This is a genomic window from Gammaproteobacteria bacterium, from assembly GCA_016195665.1.
In the GTDB taxonomy this organism is placed as follows: Bacteria; Pseudomonadota; Gammaproteobacteria; order SURF-13; family SURF-13; genus JACPZD01.
Genome location: JACPZD010000032.1, coordinates 1 through 21950 on the forward strand (window position 1 = coordinate 1; position 21950 = coordinate 21950).

At 57.6% G+C, this 21950-nt stretch carries 21 protein-coding genes; 17 read left to right on the forward strand and 4 right to left on the reverse strand.

Features of this window, described 5'->3' with window-relative positions; all coding sequences use genetic code 11:
* The coding region (locus HY028_08820) for an IS110 family transposase (protein MBI3344937.1) at positions 1-116 on the forward strand (116 nt) is incomplete at its 5' end.
* A gap of 24 nt (positions 117-140) precedes the next feature.
* On the opposite strand, the gene HY028_08825 is transcribed toward HY028_08820, so the two are convergent.
* A complete protein-coding gene (locus HY028_08825) occupies positions 141-1604 on the reverse strand; it encodes an aspartate ammonia-lyase (GenBank protein MBI3344938.1) in 1464 nt (487 codons plus the stop codon).
* 41 nt (positions 1605-1645) lie between these two features.
* Between HY028_08825 and HY028_08830 the strand changes: the two genes are divergently transcribed.
* The 8 genes from HY028_08830 to HY028_08865 are packed head-to-tail and all read left to right on the forward strand — an operon-like array spanning position 1646 to position 7226.
* Positions 1646-2122, forward strand: coding sequence for a TlpA family protein disulfide reductase (locus tag HY028_08830; protein ID MBI3344939.1), 477 nt, complete (start codon positions 1646-1648; stop codon positions 2120-2122).
* A gap of 12 nt (positions 2123-2134) precedes the next feature.
* Positions 2135-2404, forward strand: coding sequence for an acylphosphatase (locus HY028_08835; protein ID MBI3344940.1), 270 nt, complete (start codon positions 2135-2137; stop codon positions 2402-2404).
* 5 nt (positions 2405-2409) lie between these two features.
* Positions 2410-3804, forward strand: coding sequence for a uroporphyrinogen-III C-methyltransferase (gene cobA / locus HY028_08840; protein ID MBI3344941.1), 1395 nt, complete (start codon positions 2410-2412; stop codon positions 3802-3804).
* Between the two features lies 1 nt (position 3805).
* On the forward strand, positions 3806-4288 hold the full coding sequence (locus HY028_08845; GenBank protein MBI3344942.1) for a L,D-transpeptidase: 483 nt from the start codon (positions 3806-3808) through the stop codon (positions 4286-4288).
* Positions 4289-4291: 3 nt separating this feature from the next.
* A complete protein-coding gene (nagZ, locus tag HY028_08850; GenBank protein MBI3344943.1) occupies positions 4292-5347 on the forward strand; it encodes a beta-N-acetylhexosaminidase in 1056 nt (351 codons plus the stop codon).
* A 30-nt stretch (positions 5348-5377) separates the two neighbouring features.
* Positions 5378-5932 carry a hypoxanthine-guanine phosphoribosyltransferase gene (locus HY028_08855; GenBank protein ID MBI3344944.1) on the forward strand — a complete coding sequence of 185 codons (555 nt, stop codon included), beginning with the start codon at positions 5378-5380 and terminating at the stop codon, positions 5930-5932.
* 4 nt (positions 5933-5936) lie between these two features.
* Positions 5937-6677 carry an S-methyl-5'-thioinosine phosphorylase gene (locus HY028_08860; protein MBI3344945.1) on the forward strand — a complete coding sequence of 247 codons (741 nt, stop codon included), beginning with the start codon at positions 5937-5939 and terminating at the stop codon, positions 6675-6677.
* A gap of 6 nt (positions 6678-6683) precedes the next feature.
* A complete protein-coding gene (locus HY028_08865; protein MBI3344946.1) occupies positions 6684-7226 on the forward strand; it encodes a peptide deformylase in 543 nt (180 codons plus the stop codon).
* Positions 7227-7377: 151 nt separating this feature from the next.
* On the opposite strand, the gene HY028_08870 is transcribed toward HY028_08865, so the two are convergent.
* From HY028_08870 to mfd, 3 genes are all read right to left on the reverse strand, one after another.
* A complete protein-coding gene (locus HY028_08870; GenBank protein ID MBI3344947.1) occupies positions 7378-8448 on the reverse strand; it encodes a PA0069 family radical SAM protein in 1071 nt (356 codons plus the stop codon).
* A gap of 85 nt (positions 8449-8533) precedes the next feature.
* A complete protein-coding gene (locus HY028_08875) occupies positions 8534-8725 on the reverse strand; it encodes a DUF433 domain-containing protein (protein ID MBI3344948.1) in 192 nt (63 codons plus the stop codon).
* A gap of 70 nt (positions 8726-8795) precedes the next feature.
* Positions 8796-12299 carry a transcription-repair coupling factor gene (gene mfd, locus HY028_08880; GenBank protein MBI3344949.1) on the reverse strand — a complete coding sequence of 1168 codons (3504 nt, stop codon included), beginning with the start codon at positions 12297-12299 and terminating at the stop codon, positions 8796-8798.
* Between the two features lie 200 nt (positions 12300-12499).
* Here mfd and HY028_08885 point away from each other — a divergent pair, with 200 nt between their 5' ends.
* From HY028_08885 to clpA, 8 genes are all read left to right on the forward strand, one after another.
* A complete protein-coding gene (locus HY028_08885) occupies positions 12500-13156 on the forward strand; it encodes a TetR/AcrR family transcriptional regulator (protein ID MBI3344950.1) in 657 nt (218 codons plus the stop codon).
* Between the two features lie 61 nt (positions 13157-13217).
* Positions 13218-13958 (forward strand): MBL fold metallo-hydrolase, encoded by a 741-nt coding sequence (locus tag HY028_08890; protein MBI3344951.1) that lies wholly within the window; start codon positions 13218-13220, stop codon positions 13956-13958.
* Between the two features lie 2 nt (positions 13959-13960).
* Positions 13961-14449 carry an isoprenylcysteine carboxylmethyltransferase family protein gene (locus tag HY028_08895; GenBank protein MBI3344952.1) on the forward strand — a complete coding sequence of 163 codons (489 nt, stop codon included), beginning with the start codon at positions 13961-13963 and terminating at the stop codon, positions 14447-14449.
* Between the two features lie 213 nt (positions 14450-14662).
* The gene (locus HY028_08900) at positions 14663-17011 is read left to right on the forward strand and encodes an MMPL family transporter (protein MBI3344953.1); all 2349 of its coding nucleotides are present in this window, start codon (positions 14663-14665) and stop codon (positions 17009-17011) included.
* Positions 16950-17732: an outer membrane lipoprotein-sorting protein gene (locus HY028_08905; GenBank protein ID MBI3344954.1), complete on the forward strand. Its 783-nt coding sequence runs from the start codon at positions 16950-16952 to the stop codon at positions 17730-17732. The genes HY028_08900 and HY028_08905 overlap by 62 nt, the downstream gene beginning before the upstream one ends.
* A complete protein-coding gene (locus HY028_08910; GenBank protein ID MBI3344955.1) occupies positions 17732-18931 on the forward strand; it encodes a hypothetical protein in 1200 nt (399 codons plus the stop codon). Before HY028_08905 ends, HY028_08910 begins: the two co-directional genes overlap by 1 nt.
* Positions 18932-19029: 98 nt before the next feature.
* Positions 19030-19344, forward strand: coding sequence for an ATP-dependent Clp protease adapter ClpS (clpS, locus tag HY028_08915; protein ID MBI3344956.1), 315 nt, complete (start codon positions 19030-19032; stop codon positions 19342-19344).
* An 83-nt stretch (positions 19345-19427) separates the two neighbouring features.
* Complete coding sequence (clpA, locus tag HY028_08920) at positions 19428-21710, forward strand: ATP-dependent Clp protease ATP-binding subunit ClpA (GenBank protein MBI3344957.1); 2283 nt, start codon at positions 19428-19430, stop codon at positions 21708-21710.
* The last annotated feature ends 240 nt before the right edge of the window (positions 21711-21950 follow it).

Consider the following 21950-nt stretch of genomic DNA (forward strand, 5'->3'; position numbering starts at 1 on the left):
GCGGTAAATCAAAGATGTCGGCGCTCGGTGCGGCCATGCGTAAATTGGTGCACCTGTGCTTCGGGGTACTTAAAACCCAACTGCCTTACCAGGCAAATTATGCAAATCTCACTTGACGAGCGAGACGGTATCTACCTGACTCAGCCGATCTGCCCGTCGCGTGCGGCCTTGAGGACGAGTTCATCAAATTCCTCCCCGCTCATCAAGCTGTGTTCGGCGACGATGTCGCGCACCGGCCGCCCGGTTTTTTCGGATTCCTGTGCGATCTTGGCGGCGGCGGCATAGCCGATCCGTGAGTTCAGCAGGGTGGCGAGGCCGACGCTGTTGTGGAGAAAATAATTGCAGCGCTCGCGGTCTACGTTGAGTCCCTTCAGATTAAATTCGGTTGTGGCGTTGATGGCGTTAGTCAACCACTCCATGGCGTCGAACAAGGCCGAGCCGAGTGCCGGCATCATCACATTGAGTTCCAGTTGACCGGCCTGGGTCATCATGGCGATGGCCGTGTCCTGGCCGATCACCTGATAACAGACTTGATTTAACATCTCATACATCACCGGGTTGATCTTGCCCGGCATGATGCTGGAGCCGGGTTGCACGGCGGGCAGCACGATCTCACCGAGGCCCGTGCGCGGCCCGGAGGCGAGCAGGCGCATGTCATTTGCGATGCGGGTGAGTTCCAGCGCAGTCTCCCGAATGGCATTCGAAAGGTGTTGCGGATCACTCATGGATTGCATCTGCGCGACCCGGTCCTGCGCGGGGCGGATGACTTCGCCGGTGAGTTTCGCCAGTTCTTGCGCGGCCTTTTCGCTATAGCCGGGAGCGGCGTTGAGACCGGTGCCGACGGCGGTGCCGCCCAGGCCGATCTCACACAACGGTTCGCGCGTCTCTTCGATACGTTTGGCGCAGCGCCGCAAGGTCCAGGCATAGGCGTTAAACTCCCGCCCCAAAGTGGTCGGCACGGCGTCTTGCAAATGGGTGCGGCCGCTTTTGACCGTGGTTGCCTCGCGCGCGCCTATATGGGCATACTCATCGGCCATGTGTTGAACAGCTTCCACCAGCCGTGGCAATTTGGCGAGCACGGCGAGACGGATGGCGGTGGGGATGGTGTCGTTGGTGCTCTGCCCCATGTTGACGTGGTCGTTGGGGTGGATCGGCTTATAAACTCCACGCTTGCCGCCGAGCGTCACATTGGCGAGGTTGGCGATCACCTCGTTGCTGTTCATGTTGTGGCTGGTGCCCGCGCCGGCCTGAAAGCGGTCCACCACAAACTGATCGAGATACTCACCACCCAAGATGCGGTCACAGGCGGCGATGATGGCGTCGGCCAACTCATCGTTCATCTCTCCGCAGAGCCGGTTGGCCTGAGCGGCCGCGCGCTTGATGCGGACGTGGGCGATGACAAAGTCACGATCGGGCAACCTGCCGCTGATCGGAAAATTGACCACCGCGCGCGCCGTCTGGATGCCGTACCAGGCGTCGCCCGGCACCTTGAATTCGCCGAGGCTGTCGGTCTCAATGCGGAAACTGGTATTATTCACTGTTGAATTCCAGGTAGGTTGGCCCGTTAAAGAGATATTGTCGCTGCTGGGAGTGCCCTGTGTCATTTAATTTTTATTGCCGGATAGTGATTATTGTAAGCCTGAGCATGGGAGCTTGTATGCAGGCGCTGGGCGCTGATTTTAGCTTGCCGGATATTGACGGGGTCAAGCACACGCTTTCCGATTACCGCGGCAAGTGGGTGGTGGTGAATTATTGGGCCACGTGGTGTCCGCCCTGTCTCGACGAGTTGCCGGAATTGGACGCCTTTCACAGCCGCCACAAGGGCAAAGACGCGCTGGTGCTGGGGGTCAATATGGAAGACATCCCGCTGGATAAATTGCGTGAATTCGTGGACGAGCATTTTATCAATTATCCGGTATTGCTCGGCGGGAACCGCGAAGAGACGGCTTTCGGCCCGCTGCCTGGGTTGCCCGTGACCTATCTCATCTCGCCGGCCGGCGAGGTGGCCGCCAGTCATCTGGGACGCGTGGATGCCGCTTCGATTGAAGAGTTTATTCGAGACAACAGCCCGGCTGAACCTGCGCGCTCGGCTTCGAGGCCGGCGAAACGCCCCGGTTCGTGAGTACCCCACGGCATGGCTCGGTGTGTGAGGTGTTGGGTGTCGGGTAAGGTACAGGGTGTGTTTTTTCGTAGAGCCACCCGTCAACAGGCCTTGTCGCTGGGCCTGGCTGGCTGGGCCCGCAATCTGCCCGACGGGCGCGTCGAGGTAGTGGCCTCCGGCGAAGAGGTCCAGGTCCAGGCGCTGTGCGACTGGCTCCGGGTGGGGCCGCCCCACGCTCGCGTCACGGAGGTGGTCTGTGAGCCGGCCGAGATTGAAAATCTAAGCGGATTTGAAGCTCTCTAAATCCCGTGGAATTCTTGCCCCTCTTTTTGCGTATCAAAGGCCGGGACTGCCTGGTCGTGGGAGGAGGCGGGGTGGCGGCGCGCAAGGCCGGGTTGCTGCTGCGCGCGGGCGCGCGGGTCAGGGTGGTCGCTCCGGTGCTCTGCGAAGTCTTTCAGATCCTGGTGGAGGAGGGGAAGATCACTCACGACGGCAGAGAATTTTTGCCCCAGGATTTGCACGGTTGCACGCTGGTTATCGGCGCCACGGACGATCAGGCCGTGAATCGTCAGATCCATGAACTCGCCTCGCTGCGGCATATTCCGGTGAATATTGTGGACCAGCCCGAGCTGTGCAGTTTTATTCTGCCCTCTATCGTTGACCGTTCGCCTATCGTGGTAGCGGTGTCGAGCGGCGGCGCCTCGCCGGTATTGGCGCGGCTGTTGCGCGCAAAGCTGGAGACCTTGATCCCCGCAACGTATGGCCGCCTCGCAGAACTTGCCGCGAGTTTTCGCGAGCAGGTGAAAAACAAATTTGAGGGCCTTGTGGAGCGCCGTGTGTTTTGGGAGAGGATATTGCAAGGCCCGGTGGCCGAGCTGGTCTTCGCCGGCAAGGACAGGGCCGCGCGCAAGGCGCTGCAAACGGCGCTTGATAAGCCCGGCACGGATACACCGTCGCAAGGCGAGGTCTATTTGGTCGGCGCGGGCCCCGGCGATCCTGATCTGTTGACCTTTCGCGCCCTGCGCCTGATGCAACAGGCCGATGTGGTGCTGCACGACCGGCTGGTGAGCCCTGAGATACTCGATCTCGTGCGCCGGGAGGCCGAGCGCATCTATGTCGGCAAGCGGCGCGCCCTGCACGCCGTGCGCCAGGAAGAGATCAATCAACGGTTGGTGGAACTGGCCAAAAAAGGCAAGCGCGTCCTCAGGCTCAAGGGCGGCGACCCGTTCATCTTCGGCCGGGGCGGTGAAGAAATCGCCACGCTCGCCGAACAGGGCATACCCTTCCAGGTCGTGCCGGGCATCACGGCCGCCAACGGATGCGCCGCCTACGCCGGCATCCCGCTCACCCACCGCGATTATGCGCAGTCGTGCGTGTTTGTCACCGGTCATCTCAAGGACGATAGTCTGGATCTCAACTGGGACGCGCTGGTGCAGCCGCAGCAGACCATCGTGGTCTACATGGGGTTGGTGGGCGTGGATAGGCTATGTCATGAGCTAATCGGCCACGGTCTCAATGCCGATTTACCGGCGGCGCTGATTCAACAGGGCACGACCCGTCAGCAGCGGGTGTTCATCGGTACCTTGCAAACACTGCCGGAGATCGTCGCCAGGAGTGAGGTGCACGCCCCGACCCTGATTATCATTGGCGAGGTGGTGAAGCTGCATGAGAAATTGGCCTGGTATGAACCGCAAGCTTCTTAAGATGGACCGAGTGATCGAGATTAGCATTGCCGAACAACGTCTGCGTCTGAAAGAGAGCGGTACGCTGATGATGGATGTCGCCGTCAGCACGGCCAAGAACGGCGCCGGCGAGATCAACGGCAGTTTTCGCACCCCGCGCGGAGCCCACCTCATCCGCGCCAAGATCGGGGCGGGCTGCGCCCCGAATACGGTGTTCGTCAATCGCCGTCCTACCGGCGAACTCTACACGCCACAACTACGCGCACAATTTCCTCAGCGCGACTGGATCCTCACCCGTATCCTATGGCTGAGCGGTACAGAGCCCGGCAAAAATCGCCTCGGCAATGTAGACACTATGCAGCGCTTCATTTATATCCACGGGTGTCCCGACGAGGATGCGATGGGGGTTCCCGGTTCGCACGGCTGCGTGAAGATGCGCAACAGTGAGATGATTGAATTATTTGACCGCGTGCCGGTAGGCGCGCGGGTGTATATCGGAGAATAGGCGATGTCTCTCGGCCCTGTAATGATGGATATAGCGGGTATCGAACTCAGTGCTGAGGAGCGCGAGCGGCTGCGCTATCCCTTGGTCGGCGGCGTCATTTTATTCAGCCGCAATTATCACTCGCCGGAACAGGTGCAGGAACTGGTGAACGCCATCCATACCCTGCGCGAACCGCGTCTGCTGGTGGCGGTGGATCACGAGGGCGGCCGCGTGCAGCGCTTTCGCGACGGTTTTACCGCGTTGCCCGCGGTGCGTTGGTTGGGCGTCCTCTACGACAGCGACCGTAAGCGCGCCTTGCGCCTGGCCGAGACCTGCGGCTGGCTGATGGCGAGCGAACTGCGCGCGGCCGGGATTGATTTCAGCTTCGCGCCGGTCCTGGATCTCGATCGCGGCATCAGCGCCGTCATCGGCGACCGCGCCTTTCACAGCGACCCGCAGGCGGTGAGCGATCTCGCCCATGCCTATATGATAGGAATGAAAAAGGCGGGCATGGAGGCGACCGGCAAGCACTTCCCCGGCCACGGCGCGGTGGCGGACGATTCACACACAACGGTTCCGGTGGACGAACGCCGTTACGAGGACATCTATGCGGAAGACATCGTGCCATTCGAGCGCATGATCCATTTTGGTCTGGGCGCCGTCATGCCGGCGCACGTGATTTACTCGCGCGTGGATGAGCGGCCCGCCGGGTTTTCGCGCTTCTGGTTGCAAGAGGTGCTGCGCGGGCGGCTGGGGTTCAAGGGCGCCATCTTCAGCGATGACCTCAGCATGGAGGGCGCCCGCGTGGCGGGCGGCCCCGTTGAGCGTGCTCAGGCCGCGCTGGGAGCGGGCTGCGATATGCTGCTCGTTTGCAACAACCCACAGGCCGCCGCACAAGTCCTCGACGGCCTGGGCGAGTATAATGATCCGGTTGCCTATGCCCGTCTGGTGCGCATGCGCGGACACGGTCACATCCATTGGGCGCAACTCCATCAGGATCCCGCCTGGCGCCAGGCGTTGCAAGCGGTGGCGGGCTTCACGCAGCATTATGCTGGAATTGAAAACCTGCCCCTTCTATAATCGTTTGCCCTATACAAGAAGAGCATCACCGTGAGCGTTACCGCCCAACAGGCCTTTGCAGTCTATGCCCGCGCCGACCGGCTTTATTCGGAATCCGACGTGGAAGCGGCGCTGAGCCGCATGGCTGATGAAATCACCGCAAGGCTCAAGGAGAGCAACCCGCTCGTGTTATGCGTGATGACGGGTGGAATCGTTGCTGCGGGAAAGCTGCTGACCCGCCTCAATTTCCCATTGCAACTGGACTATCTGCACGCCACACGCTACCGGGGTGCGACCGAGGGCGGTGCACTGCACTGGCTGGCGCGCCCCGCCATACCGCTGCAGGGGCGGGTGGTGCTGGTGGTGGATGACATTCTTGACGAGGGCTGGACACTGGAGGCGATTCTTAAGGAGTGCAAGGCGCAAGGCGCGAGCGCCGTCCACAGCGCCGTCCTGGTAGACAAAAAGCGCGGCCGGGAAAATGGTCTACACGCAGATTTTACCGGCCTGAAAGTAGAAGACCGTTACGTCTTCGGCTACGGCATGGACTATCACACCTATCTGCGCAATGCGCCCGGCATTTTTGCCGTAAAGCACGACGAGTAATTCAATGACTGAGTTGGCGATTATCGGCGGCACCGGATTAAGGTCGTTAAAATCACTGCAAATCACCGAGCGTGTAGTAGTGCATACGCCCTATGGCGAGCCCTCGGGGCCGCTTACTATCGGCATGTTAGCGGGCAAGAAGGTCATCTTCATTGCCCGCCACGGATACCGTCACACCATTCCGCCGCACGAGATCAACTATCGCGCGAATTTGTGGGCGCTTAAATATTCGGGTGCGCGCAAGGTCATCGCAGTTGCGGCGGTAGGCGGGATCCGCGCCGACCTGAAGCCGGCCGACATCGTCATTCCGGACCAGATCATTGATTACACCGCGGCGCGCGCCCAAACCTTTTTCGAAAGCGGTCAGAGTCCCGTTACACATATTGATTTTACGCATCCTTATAGTCAATGGCTGCGAGAGTTGCTTATCTGTAGTTGTCAATCGGTGGGACTGCAAGTTCATGTGGGGGCTACCTATGGCACGACACAAGGTCCGCGCCTGGAAACCGCCGCGGAGATCAATCGCATGGAACGTGACGGCTGCGACATCGTCGGTATGACCGGCATGCCGGAGGCCGCGCTGGCGCGCGAGATGGAAATGGATTACGCCACCTGTGCGGTGATCGCCAACGCCGCGGCGGGGCGTGGCGCCGGCGATATCACCATGCAGGAGATCGAGCAAAACTTAAAGGTGGGCATGGAAAAGGTACGTCAGTTGCTGGAACGCGTGATACCGCTTATTTAACAAAACATGGCAGTCAGACAAGTCCTCCTCATGGGTCACCCGCTGCTCCTGCAAAAGGCGCAGCCGGTCACCCAATTCAACACCCCCGATCTCGATACGCTCATCGCCGACATGTTCGACACCATGGCGGCGCAGATCGGCGCCGGTCTTGCCGCACCGCAGATCGGCGTGAGTCAACGTATAGTGATCTTCGGCGTGGAAAGCAATCCTCGTTATCCCGACGTCGAAGCCGTACCCACTACCGTGCTCATCAATCCTGAAATCGAGATCGTGAGCAAGGAGACCGATGAAATGTGGGAAGGGTGCCTAAGCGTGCCCGGCATGCGCGGCCTGGTCGAACGCTACACGCATCTGCGTTACACCGGTTACGATCAACGCGGGAAACGTTTGCAGCGCGAGGCGCACGGTTTCCACGCCCGCGTGGTGCAACACGAATGCGACCACCTGGACGGCATCCTCTACCCGCGCCGCATCAAGGATCTGCGTCTATTCGGTTTCACCGAAGAATTGTTTCCCGACGCGGCGAAGGTGGATACCCCGCCTGAGTGATTAAGAACTTATCCATAAATGATTTACCGCAGAGGGCGCAGAGGAATCAAGAAGGATTTGTTTCTCCTCCGCGTCCTCCGCGGTGAAGCTTTTTCACCGCAAGGGACACAGGGGAACTATTTATGGATATGCTCTAAATCGGGAGGGATAATTAAAACAGTTCAAGCTGTGTTTTCTGGCTGGCCGGAGGCCTGAACTGCGTCACATCTAATCGGCTGTGTTGTTTGTTCAACCCCAGGCGCTGACAGGCGAGACGGAAACGCTGCGCCATCATCTCGGCATAATGCCCCTTGCCACTCATGCGCTCTCCAAAGCGTGCGTCATATTCTTTGCCGCCATGCGACTGCCGCAGCAGGCTCAGCACGTGTTCGCTCCTGCCGGGTTCGTGCGTCTCCAGCCATTCTTTGAATAAATCCTTTACCTCGAGCGGCAGGCGCAACAGCACATAAGCCGCCCATTGCGCTCCGGCCTGGCTACAAGTCTCCAAAATCGCCTCCATTTCGGAGTCAGTCAACGCGGGGATGATAGGCGCGACCAGCACACCCGAGGGAATCCCAGCCTCGCTCAGCGCCTTTAACGCCCCAATGCGCCGCTCCGGTGCAGACGCGCGCGGCTCCATCCGGCGGGCCAGTTTACGATCCAGCGTGGTCACCGAGAGCGACACATGGGCAAGCCCGCGTTTTGCCATGTCCGTCAATATATCCATATCTCGCTCGATCAACGCCGATTTCGTGACGATGCTCACCGGATGGTTGCAGGCGCTCAATACTTCCAGAATCTGCCGCGTGATGCGATAAGTACGCTCAATAGGCTGATAAGGATCGGTGTTGGCGCCGAGCGCAAGCGGCTGGCACTGATAACCCGGTTTACTGAGTTCTTTTTCCAGCAACGCCGCCGCATTGGGCTTGGCAAACAACTTGGTTTCAAAATCCAAACCCGGCGAAAGGCCAAGATAGGCGTGCGTAGGCCGCGCAAAGCAATACACACAGCCATGCTCGCAACCACGGTAGGCGTTGATGGAGCGGTCAAAGCCCACATCGGGCGATTTGTTGTAATTGATGATGCTGCGTGTCGTGTCGTGTGACACCGTGGTTTTGACGGGCGGCAACTCCTCGTCAACAGTGCCCCAACCATCATCAAATATTTCGTGCGCCTGCGCCTCGTAGCGGCCATCCTGATTACTCAGCGCGCCACGGCCTTTTTGGGTGTGTATAGGACTCATTTTACATACTCAAATTTCAGCAGGGTGGAGCAAAGCGTAACCCATCAAATTTATTGCGTCGTATCATTTTTGATGATGGGTTGCGCTATGCTGCACCCATCCTACGAAAGGCGACGACCTGTTCTCGAGTCACTGTCGGAAAACCTTCAAGGAAATTATCAATGGTCTCTCCGCCTTCGAGATAATCAAGCAAAGTCTGGATAGGTACTCGGGTGCCTGCAAAAACGGGAGTCCCGCCCATTACCTCGGGTGAGATCGAAATGATTGGTTTGTCCATAAAAGTGAGTACCCTCATGGTTATAAATAGATCAAAACTATTATATACCCTAGAAAGCCGGGGTCGTGCTCTAACCACCTCCAGTTATGGCCTGTAAAATCTGTTCAATGGCCTGGATGCGCATAGCCGCATCTGGCAGAGGCTTGGTAATGCGCAGCTTATTCTGCCCGTCGAGTCTATAAAATTTGGGTTCGCGTTGAATCAGGGAAATGATTTTCCCTGGCTCCACCGACGGTTTATCAGCGAAGATCAGACGTGCGCCGTTTTCCCCGGCCTCGATCTTGCGTATTCCGAGCGGTTGAGCCAGCAATTTGAGTTCTGTGACTTTGAATAGAGTCTTGGTCTGCGGCGGCAACAGGCCGAAGCGGTCTATCATCTCCACTTGCAGTTCGCGCAGTTCGTCTTCGGAGGCCGCGCTGGCGATACGTTTATAGAGTATCAGCCGCGTATGCACATCAGGCAGGTAATTTTCCGGTATCAATGCCGGAATGCGCAGATCAATCTCAGCGCCGTGATCGAGCGGACGATCCAATTCAGGCTCGCGGCCTGATCTAAGCGCCTTGACCGCCCGTTCCAGCAGTTCAGTGTACAGCGTGTAGCCGACCTCGTGTATCTGACCGCTCTGTTCTTCGCCGAGCAGTTCGCCTGCGCCGCGGATTTCCAGATCGTGCGAGGCGAGAGTGAAGCCGGTGCCGAGATCCTGAATGGACTCTATCGCCTCCAGGCGTTTGAGTGCGTCGGCGGTGATGGCGTTACGCGGCGGGATGATGAGGTAGGCATAGGCGCTGTGGTGGGAACGGCCCACGCGGCCGCGCAGTTGATAAAGTTGCGCCAGGCCGAATTTATCGGCCCGATTGATGACGATGGTGTTGGCGCTCGGCACGTCAATGCCGCTCTCGATGATGGTGCTGCATACCAGCACGTTGAAACGCTGATGATAGAAATCGAGCATCACCTGTTCCAGCTCGCGCTCACGCATCTGGCCGTGCGCGACGCGTACGCCCGCCTCCGGCACCAGCGCCTCAATCCCTTGCGCCATTTTCTCGATGGTATCGAGGTCGTTGTGCAGGAAATACACCTGGCCGCCGCGTTTGATCTCGCGTAACACGGCCTCCTGGATAAGTGTCTTGCTCCATTCGCGCACAAAGGTCTTGACCGCGAGACGGCGTGCTGGCGGGGTTGCGATGATGGAGAGGTCGCGCATGCCCGAGAGCGACATCGAGAGCGTGCGCGGGATGGGCGTAGCGGTGAGAGTGAGCACATCCACCTCGGCGCGCAATTGCTTGAAGCGTTCCTTTTGTTGAACGCCGAAACGGTGCTCCTCGTCTATCACCACCAAACCCAGGCGTTTGAATTTGATGTCCGATTGCAGGAGCTTGTGGGTGCCTATGATGATGTCCACGCTTCCATCGGCCAGCCCATTGATGACCTCGTCCTGCTGTTTCTTGGAACGAAACCGCGACAGCACCTCGACCCGCACCGGCCAGTCGGCAAAGCGATCCTTGAAGTTCTGATAGTGCTGCTGGGCGAGCAGCGTCGTCGGCGCCAGCACGGCGACTTGTCTTCCTCCCTGTACCGCGACAAACGCGGCACGCATCGCCACCTCGGTCTTGCCGAAACCGACGTCGCCGCAAATCAAACGATCCATCGGTTTATCGGAGCGCATATCGGCGAGCACGCTGTGGATTGCGTCTAATTGATCGGGGGTTTCTTCAAACGGGAAGGCGGCGGAGAAGGCGGCATATTCCTCTTCACCGAGAGAGAAGGCATGTCCCTTGCGCGCGGCGCGCCGGGCGTAGATCTCCAACAGCTCGGCCGCGACGTCGCGTACCTTTTCCTGCGCTTTGCGCTTGGCGCGCCGCCACTGATCGCTACCCAGCCGGTGCAGAGGGGCATTCTCCGGCGCCGCGCCCGTATAACGGCTGATGAAATGCAAAGAGGCGACGGGCACATAGAGTTTGTCCCCGCCCGCGTATTCAAGCGCGAGAAACTCCGTCTCCAAATCGCCGACCTGCAACACTTGCAGACCCAGATAGCGGCCTACACCGTGATCTTCATGCACCACCGGCGCGCCGATGTGCAGCTCGGTCAGGTTGCGGATGATGTTCTCGGTGTCGCGGGCGCGGGTCTTGCGCCGGCGCCGTTGCATCACCCGCTCGCCGAACAACTGAGACTCGGCCACAATGGCCAAGTGCGGCTCTTTTAGGAGCAAGCCCTGCTCCAGCGGCGCGACGGTGATGCCCAGCCTTGCTTCGGATTCCAGAAAGGCCTGCCAGTTGGGGAACAACACGGGCTGCCACCCCCGGCCGCGCAGTATCTCCAATAAGGTCTCGCGGCGGCCCGTGGTCTCGGCGGCGAACAACACGCGGCCGTCAAACTCTTCCAGAAATGTGCGCAGCGCCGCCATTGGATCGGCCGCCCTCGCATCCAAGGTCAGCGCAGGCGGGAGCTGTGTGTCGTAATTGACGAGGTTTCGGTGAGCGCCCTGTTCGATCTTAAAACGCTGCGTAATGACTTGCGGAAAGGCGCTGAGTGCGTTATCCGGTTCCTGGATTTTCAGAAAGAGTTGCGAGGGCGGCAGCAAGGGACGTTCGGTATCGTGGCGGCCCTGTTCATAGCGCTCCTCGATCTCTTGCCAAAAGCGTTCCGCCGCCGCTTCCACACCCTCACCGACCATCACCAGACTGGAAGACGGCAGATAATCGAACAGGGTGGTCATGCGTTCGAAAAACAGCGGCAAATAATATTCGATGCCGGGTGGCGCCAGGCCCTTGCTCACATCCCGATAGAGTGGCGAGCGCTGCGGGTCGCCTTCGAAGTGCACACGCCAGGCCTGACGAAAGCGCGCGATGCCTTCGTCGTTGAGCGGAAACTCGCGGGCGGGCAGCAGGCGTATATGCTTGACCGTCACAATAGTGCGCTGAGTTTCGGTGTCGAAGGTGCGGATCGTATCCACCTGGTCGTCCAGCAGATCCACACGATAGGGTTGCGCGGCGCCCATCGGGAACAGGTCAACCAGTCCTCCCCGCACCGCAAACTCGCCATGCTCCATTACCTGCGAGACGTACTGATAGCCGGAGGATTCGAGCCGCTTGCGCAGCGCCGTGAGATCCAGTCTTTCGCCCACCTCCAGCAACAAACTATTGGCAGTCAGATAGTTCTGCGGAACGAGCCGCAGCATCAGGGTCGTCAGAGGAACGATCAACACCCCTCGCTGTAGACCCGGCAAACGATACAGCGCCTCCAGGCGTTGCGAGACGATGTCCTGGTGAGGTGAAAAGTTGTCGTAGGGCAAAGTTTCCCAATCCGGAAAACTCAGCACGGGCAGGGCAGGGTTATCGCCTATGTAAAAGCGCAGCTCATACTCCAACCGTTGCGCCGCCAGCGTGTCCTCCGTCACTACCAGCAATGGACCGGCATGCCGGCGCGCGGCGGCGGCCAGGGCCAGACCATAACTGCTCCCGTAGAGCTGGCCCCAATACAGATGCTCCCCGGTACGGTCAGGCAGGTAAGGCTTTAGAGGGCTCGCCAAGCCGGCGGGCACAATAGGTGCTGCCAGGATGTTTATTACCATATTAAAAACAATAACCTATAAATAATTTCTGGTGTCGCAACATCAGTCCAAAATCGGTTGAGCAGGCATATTGACAATATGCCCTGAGCACATACATACTGGTTGGTATGTTAGATGGCGTATTAGATTTATGAATAATCACTATTCGCCACATAGAAATTCCGGATATTGTCCGGGTTATCCTGCTTATAGGCAACCGTATGTCTACCGCGCACGCCCGTAATCCCGACCAGACTCGTCAAATCCTGTTACAAGCCGCACTGGAGGAGATCCACCAATGCGGCTTTCAGGCCGCGAGTCTCAGTAATATTCTCGCCAAGACCGGGCTCACCAAGGGCGCACTGTACCATCACTTTCCCGACAAGCTCGCATTGGGCTACGCGGTGGTGGAAGAGCTGATCGAGCCTGACGTACACGCCAAGTGGGTACAACCACTGCTCGACTTCGATAACCCCATAGACGGTCTGCTGTATGTGATAGAGGAAGAGGGAAAGAAGCTTGATCCCTGCGGGTGCAACGCCAATGAGCTATTTTTGGGTTGTCCCCTGAATAATCTTGCCCAGGAGATGTCACCCGTGGACGAGGGTTTCCGCACGCGCATCCAGCGCATTTACGCCATGTGGCGCGCAGAGATCGGCGCGGCCTTGGTGCGCGGACAGCAAAGCGGCAAGGTGCGAGCGGACATAAACCCCGATGCGGCGGCAACCTTCACCGTAGCGGCATTGGAGGGCTGCATCGGCATGGCGAAAAACGCGCGCGACATCAAGCTGCTGTATACCTGCGGCGCCGGATTGATTCAATATCTCGAGAGTTTACGGGTTAAGCCCAACAATTCGCTCCAGCCCCATCCCCGCTGACGCAGCGTCGCGGGTGAACTTGATCGTTAGCCTTCAAAAAGACGAACTAACCAACCAAATAATGACTGCACTGCAAATTATTCGTATCCCAATTCTGCCTTTTGGTATGGTGAACTCTCACCTGATCCTGGGCACAGATGGATGCATTCTTGTTGATGCCGGGCTGCCGAAGTCGGAGTCTAAGATTAAAAAGGCGTTAACCAGGCATGGACTCTCGTTCAAAGATATCAAGCTCATCGCGGTTACTCATGCACATGTGGATCACGCAGGCAGTGCGTATGCCCTGCGTGATTTGTCCGGGGCGCCTATCGTGGCTCACGCGGATGATGCCAAGTATTTTAGCCGGGAAATGCCGATGACGTTCTGCCCAACCGGGTGGTTTGGCCGTCTTTTTCTTAAAACATCCTTAATGTTCGAACCTTATAACGGTTTTAAACCCGATATCTTGCTCTCGAAGGATGACATTCTGGACCTCAGTCACTATGGCATTCCCGGTATCATCAGACATACTCCGGGTCACACGGCAGGTTCTATCTCAGTGGAGCTTTCTACCAAAGACGCCTTGGTCGGCGACCTTATTGCCTCAGGAATTTTATTAGGCGGTCTCGTTAGAACCCATCATGCCAAGAGTCCGCCGTTTGAAGATAACCCGCACGCCGTAGGCTTGGCGTTGCAACGCCTGCTTGATTCAGGCATGGAGAGATTTTACATGGGGCATGGCGGGCCGCTAAACGCTTGTGAAGTCCAACGTCACGCGCAAAATCTCATAGCCGTGAAGTCGTCGCTGCTCAATGGAGGCTAACATTGCTTATGGTACTAAACCGCTTCCTTAACAAGCCCGATACTGCAGGGATCATCGCGCCGCCGCCGCTGATATATTTAAGCGGCTGGTTGCTCGGCTGGGTGCTCAACAAGGGCTATCCGATCACCTGGTTGCCGGACGTACTGACATGGCCTATCGGCGCAGTGCTGATAGGCTGCGGCGTATTATGCGCAGCCTCTGCTTTTCTCGCCATGCGCCGGGCAAGTACGCCGGTGGACCCCTATAGCCCCACCACGGCGATAGTCAGCGCAGGTTCCTACCGCTTCAGCCGTAATCCGCTGTATCTCGCGCTGACCTTGTTCTATGTGGCCTTCGCCGCCATTACCGATATGCTATGGCCATTGCTGGTGCTGCCTTTCGTGATATGGGTGATGCATCGGGGCGTGATCTGTCGTGAGGAACGTTATCTGGAGAAAAAATTTGGCGAGTCGTATGTGCACTACAAGGTCAAGGTAAGACGGTGGCTTTGATCCCCTGAAGGGGGTGGATACTCATCAGTCAATAAGTAAGACTACCCTTCCGCTACGTCCCCGCCCCCTATATAGGGGGCGGGGACAGGGTGGGGGTAGGTAAAACAGGGTATTTACTCAGGAGTCACATCATTTGCATTGTAGTATTGCCTTTGTGACTCCTGAGTAATATGAAAAATAACATCATGGTCATCATGGCAGAGAGCGCGAATCATGATTAAGACCTTTGCAGAGGGGCTAGTAAGGTTTCGTTGGTGGGTGATCCTCGCCACCTTGCTTAGCGTAGCCGGCAGTGGCTACGGTATGCGTTATTTGCAGTTCAGCAATGACTACCGGGATTATTTCAGCAAGGACAATCCTCAATTGGCCGCCTTTGAGGCTTTGCAAAACACCTATACTAAAAGTGATAACGTGTTGTTTGTGGTTGCCCCCAAGGACGGCAAGATATTTACCCGCGAAACACTCGCCGACATCGAATGGCTTACCAAACAGGCCTGGCAGCTTCCTTATTCGAGCCGGGTGGACTCCATCACCAACTTCCAGCATACGCATGCCTCCGGCGATGATTTGATTGTAGAAAATCTCGTTAAAGATGCTGCTTCGTTGAGCGGCACAGCGCTGGAGCGCATTAAAGACGTCGCCCTGCACGAACCCTTGTTGTTGAATAGGGTGATTAATGCAACCGCTAATGTCACGAGTGTCAGCGTGACGATTATCTTGCCGGGCAAGGCGCTTTCCGAAGTGCCGGAGGTAACGGCGGCCGCGCAAAAATTAATGGAGCAGGTCAAGGCGCGTAACCCACAGTTGGATGTTTATCTCACCGGTGAGGTGCCGATGAACAACGCCTTTTCCGAATATGCGCAAAAAGATCTGGAAACGCTGGTGCCCATCATGTACGGCGTGATCATACTGGTAACGCTCCTCGCACTGCGCGGATCGGTTGCCGGTACCTTTGGCACCGTACTTCTCATCGTTTTTTCCACGGTAACCGCGATGGGTCTGACCGGCTGGTTGGGGATCAAGCTGACCGCGCCTTCGGTCTCGGCCCCCACTGTGATTTTGACGCTGGCGGTGGCCAACAGTATCCACTTACTGTTGGTGATCGTGCAGAGTATACGCGCGGGACATGATAAGCGCGCCGCCGTTGTTGAAAGCCTGCAAATCAACATGTATCCGGTCACCATCACCTGTCTGACAGATGTGATCGGCTTTTCCGTGATGAATTTCAGCGATGTGCCGCCGATTCAGGATTTGGGGAATATTGTCGCGCTCGGTGTGGCCGCCACGTGGCTGTATTCGATCTTGTTCTTACCGGCGGTAATGGCAGTATTGCCGCTACGCATCAAACCTGCGGTGACCCACAGTGTCTTTAACATGGATCGCTTCGCCGATTTTGTGATCCGGCGCCGTAAGATTCTGCTATGGGGCGCCAGCCTGATTACCCTTGCGCTGTTCGCCTGTATTCCCAAAAACGAGCTGAACGACCAGTATGTGAACTATTTTGATCGCAGTGTTGATTTCCGGCGCGCGAGCGATTTTACCGTGGCCGCCTTTGGCGGTTTTAATCCCATAGACTATTCTCTGTCGGCGGGGCAGAGCGGCGGCATCAGTAACCCGGCCTACTTGCAAAAACTGGAACAATTCGCAGAATGGCTGCGCAGTCAGCCTGATGTGAATCACGTCGACACCCTCACTGACGTGATGAAGCGTTTGAATAAAAACATGCATGGCGACGACCCGGCATGGTACCGCCTTCCCGATAGCCGGGAATTGGCTGCGCAATATCTATTGCTCTATGAGCTTTCTCTCCCCTTCGGTCTGGACCTTAATAATCAAATCAACGTGGACAAATCCGCAACACGGCTTACGGCCACGCTGAAAGGCCTGCCCAGCACCAAGGAGATTATGGCCTTCGAGCAACGCACCGAGCAGTGGCTGCGCGAAAACGCGCCGCCAACGATGCGCGCCGAGGCGACCGGGTCCAGTATCATGTTTGCCTACTTGGGCGACAGAAACATTCGCAGTATGCTGAAAGGCAACATCATCTCCCTGCTGCTGATCTCACTGGTGGTTATCGCCGTGCTGCGCAGTCTCAAGATCGGCCTCATCAGTCTGATCCCCAACCTTGTGCCCGCGGGCCTCGCCTTCGGTGTGTGGGGCATCATGGTGGGTCAGGTGGGGCTGTCCTTGTCGGTGGTCACCACCATGACATATGGCATCGTGGTGGATGACACCATCCATTTTTTGAGTAAATATCTGCATGGGCGGCGCAAAAAGGGTATGACCGCCGAGGATGCGGTGCGTTATGCCTTCTCCACGGTCGGTATGGCCACTTGGCTGACCTCGCTGATACTGGTCGCAGGATTTTCCGTGCTGGTGTTTTCGGCGTTTGAACTCAACTCCAGCATGGGGCTGCTCACCGCCATCACTATTGCTTTTGCCGCTTTGTGCGACCTGTTTTTACTGCCACCGTTACTGTTGAAACTGGAAGGGAAAAAATATGAAAAGAGCATTTTGGCTAAGCGTGATTCTGTGCCTGTTCCCTCTGAGCCTCTGGGCTGAAACCGCGAATGAAAAAGGGCTCGCCATAGCCCAAGAGGCCGACCGGCGTGACCAGGGCTGGGGAGATTCCACCTCCGACATGCTCATGATCCTGCGCAATAAACAAGGCGAGGAGAGCACGCGGGTGATCCGTAATCAAAGCCTTGAGGTGCAAAGCGACGGCGACAAGGCCCTGGCCGTATTCGATGACCCGGCCGATGTCAAAGGCACGGTACAACTCACTTACAGTCACAAACAAGGGCCTGACGACCAATGGCTCTATCTACCGGCCTTGAAGAGAGTCAAGCGGATCGCCGCCGATGACAAGTCCGGTTCCTTCATGGGCAGCGAATTCGCCTTCGAAGACATCTCCTCGCAGGAGGTGGAAAAGTACACCTATAAATACCTGCGCGACGAGATACTGAACGGCCAGGACTGCTTTGTCATCGAGCGCTATCCGGTCGCGGAATACTCCGGTTACAAGCGGCAGGTGGTCTGGCTCGACAAGGCCGAATACCGGGTGCAAAAAGTTGACTACTATGACCGTAAAGATAGTCTATTAAAAACATTGACTTTCATGGGATATGTGAAGTATCTTGATAAGTATTGGCGGCCGGCCGAGATGTTTATGGAGAATCACCAGACCGGCAAGAGCACGCTATTGAAGTGGAGTAACTACAAGTTTCGGGTAGGTTTGACGGATGCCGATTTCACCCAAGAGAGCCTAAAGCGCACACGGTGATGAGATTAGGGCGATTCCTTTGCAGTTGCCTGTTGCTGACCTCCACGCCCCTCGCCCAAGCCGGCGAGTGGTCCGGCTATGTTGCTTTAGAAGGACGGAGTTTTACCCAAGAAGCCCTGTTTCCCGAGCAAAATTATAGGCTTAACCTTTCGCTCTCCGCCCAGCCCGAGTATTTTCACAAGTGGGACAATGGCAAGCAAAGTTTCACCTTCGTCCCCTTTGTGCGTTACGACCAGCATGACAGCCGCCGCAGCCACGTCGACATCCGCGAGCTGACCTGGCTCAAAGCGGGGAAGGACTACGAATGGCGCGTCGGAGTACGTAAGCTGTTCTGGGGCGTCACCGAGGCAGAGCATCTGGTGGATATCATCAATCAGACGGATCTGGTTGAAAATATAGACGGCGAAGACAAACTAGGTCAGCCGATGGTCAATCTGGCCCTGATCCGCGGCTGGGGCACACTCGACCTCTTTGTTTTGCCCGGTTTTCGCGACCGCACCTTCCCCGGCGCCAAGGGCAGGCTACGTCCGGCCATTCCCGTGGATATTCATCGTGCTCAGTTTGAATCCTCTCAAGGCCGCAATCATGTAGACCTCGCCGCGCGCTGGTCGCGCACCTTGGGGGATTTCGATTTCGGCGTTGCGCACTTTTCCGGCACCAGCCGCGAGCCGCGCCTTGTGCTGGCTTTGGACGGCGGGGGTAACCCCGTACTGATTCCTTATTATGACCTGATTAACCAGACCAGCATCGATTTGCAAGCCACCAAGGGCAGTTGGCTATGGAAGCTGGAAGCGATCTCGCGCGCCGGTCAGCCGGGCGGGCGCTTCACCGCATTGACGGGTGGTTTTGAGTACACCGTGGTCGGCTTGATGGAGACGCATACCGATCTCGGCCTGCTGGCCGAGTATCTGTTCGATGATCGCGGCAAGGCTGCCACCACGCCCTACGATGACGATGTTTTCGTCGGCATGCGCTTGAGCTTCAACGACGCGCAGAGCAGCGAGGCCTTGGTGGGCGCCATCGTTGACCGCCAGACCTACGCGAAGGTCCTGTCCATCGAGGCCAGCCGCCGCTTCGGGCAGCAGTGGAAGCTATCCTTGGAGGCGCGCTTCTTCAGTCACATCCCTGAAAAGGATCAAACCCTGTTCGGGGTGCGCTCCGATGATTATATCCAGCTTGAGATGGCGCGCCACTTCTAAACTTTTGATGTGCGAATCAATTCGCATCTACATGTAGGGCCGAATTCATTCGGCCTGCAACGCTTAACACCTTTCTAAATTTCGTCTAGAATCAAACCATGGCAAACAGTCCACTGCATGGTGATGGGGTGGAGCTGCAAGAGGCGAAGCCCAAGCTCAAGCAACCGTCCCTCTACAAGGTTATTCTGCTGAACGACGATTACACGCCGATGGAATTCGTCGTGCTGGTGCTGGAGACTTTTTTCGGCATGAACCGTGAGCAGGCCGTCCAGGTCATGCTGCATGTACACACCCGCGGTATCGGCGTGTGCGGCGTGTACTCTCGTGAAATCGCCGAGACCAAGGTCGCCCAGGTCAATGATTTTTCACAGAGCAATCAACATCCTCTGCTATGCACCCTGGAAGAGGCATAGAACTGCGTATTGATATATTGCCGCGCTAAACTTATTATCTAACTACAGGTCTTAAGTGTGAGACGCGCAGCGAGGTTAATCGTATGTTAAGCAAGGAATTGGAATTCACCCTCAACCACGCCTTCCGCGAGGCGCGTGAAAAGCTGCATGAGTTCATGACGGTGGAGCATCTGCTGCTCGCACTGCTGGACAACCCTACCGCCGCCGTCGTGTTGCGCGCCTGTGGCGCCGATATCGAGAAACTGCGGAGCGAACTCAAGCATTACATCACCGAGACCACCCCGCTGCTCTCCAAGCATGACACCCGCGAGACCCAGCCTACGCTGGGCTTTCAGCGCGTCCTGCAGCGCGCGGTATTTCACGTGCAGGCCTCCGGCAAAAAAGAGGTCACCGGGGCCAACGTGTTGGCTGCGATCTTTAACGAACAGGAATCCCAGGCCGTTTCTTTGCTCAAGAAGCAGAGTATCACCCGGCTGGATGTGGTCAACTACATCTCCCACGGCGTCTCCAAGGTGCAAGGCGAAAGCGATGGGCAGGGCATCACGCCTTTGTCGGAAGAGGAGGCCGGCGCCGATTCCGTTGTCAAGAGTCCGCTCGAGAACTTCGCCACCAACCTCAACCAGCAGGCGCGCCTCGGCAAGATAGACCCGCTGATCGGCCGCAAGCTCGAGGTCGAGCGCACCATACAGATCCTGTGCCGGCGCCGCAAGAACAATCCCCTCTACGTCGGCGAGGCCGGGGTGGGCAAGACCGCTATCGCCGAGGGGCTCGCCAAGATGATCGTGGACGGACAGGTCCCCGAGGTGCTGAAGGACAGCACCATTTATGCGCTGGATCTGGGCGCGCTGCTCGCCGGCACCAAGTATCGCGGCGATTTTGAAAAGCGCCTCAAGGCCGTGCTCAATCAACTGCAAAAGGAACGCGGTGCGATCCTGTTTATTGACGAGATCCACACCATCATCGGCGCGGGTTCCGCCTCGGGCGGCGTGATGGACGCCTCCAATCTCATCAAGCCCGCGCTGGCCTCCGGCGAGCTGCGCTGCATCGGTTCCACCACCTATCAGGAATACCGCGGCATCTTCGAGAAGGATCGCGCGCTGTCCCGGCGTTTCCAGAAGATAGACATCACCGAGCCCTCGGTGGAAGAGACCGTCGCCATTTTGCAAGGATTACGCACTCGCTTCGAGGAGCACCACAAGGTGGCGTATTCCCAGGAGTCGCTGCGCACTGCCGTCGAGTTGTCGCATCGCTACATCAACGACCGGCATCTGCCCGACAAGGCGATAGACGTGATAGACGAGGCCGGCGCCAATCAGAGCATCCTCCCGCCGGAGCAGCGGGTTGAGACCATCGGAGTAGACGAGGTGGAGAGCGTGGTGGCCAAGATGGCGCGCATCCCCCTGAAGAGCGTATCCAGCTCCGACAAGGATACGCTGCGCAATCTGGAGCGCAATCTCAAGATGGTGGTGTTCGGCCAGGATGAGGCCATCCATGCGCTGGCCGCGTCCATCAAGATGCTGCGCTCCGGGCTGGGCAACACGCAACGGCCGATCGGATCGTTCCTGTTTTCCGGCCCCACCGGCGTCGGCAAGACCGAGGTTACCCGCCAATTGGCCCGCATCATGGGCATCGAACTGATCCGCTACGACATGTCGGAGTATATGGAGCGCCACACCGTGTCACGGCTGATCGGTGCGCCGCCGGGTTACGTCGGCTTCGATCAGGGCGGGCTGCTCACCGAGGCCATCACCAAGCACCCGCACGCCGTGTTGTTGCTCGATGAGATCGAAAAGGCGCACCCCGATGTGTTCAATCTGCTTTTGCAGGTGATGGACCACGGCACGCTCACCGACAACAACGGACGCAAGGCCGATTTCCGCAACGTGGTGATCGTGATGACCACCAACGCCGGCGCCGAACAGATGAGCCGGCCGTCCATCGGTTTTACCCAGCAGGATCACAGCGGCGACAGCATGGAGGTCATCAGGCGCACTTTCTCGCCGGAGTTCCGCAACCGTTTGGACGCGATCATCCAGTTCAAGCCTCTCGACGGCGCGACCATCGCCCATGTGGTGGATAAATTCATCGCCGAACTCGAGATGCAACTGCTGGAGAAACACGTCACCCTGGAACTGACCTCCAAGGCGCGCGAATGGCTCGCCGAGCACGGCTTCGACCCCGCCATGGGCGCGCGGCCGATGACGCGGCTGATTCAGGAGAACATCAAGCGGCCGCTCGCCGAAGAGTTGCTATTCGGCAAACTGGCCGCGGGCGGGCATGTACAGGTGAACGAAACCGACGGCAAGCTCAGCTTCACCATCGAAGAGAGCCAGGATCAGAAAGATCCGCAGCTTGAGGTGGAGTAGCGGCTGCTTTTATAAGTTACACCGCAGAGGACGCAGAGGAATAAGGTCAAAATGTTTTCTTTCTCCTCCGTGGTGACGACTTTATCCCTCATCCCAACCTTCTCCCAGAGGGGGAAGGAGCAAATCCCCCTCTCCCTTAAGGGAGAGCAACCGTGTTCCAAGTCAAGCGATTTTGGGGTTCCACGGGGTATTGTTTTTTAACATAGAATTCATGATGGTTAACAATTTTCTCATGCAAGC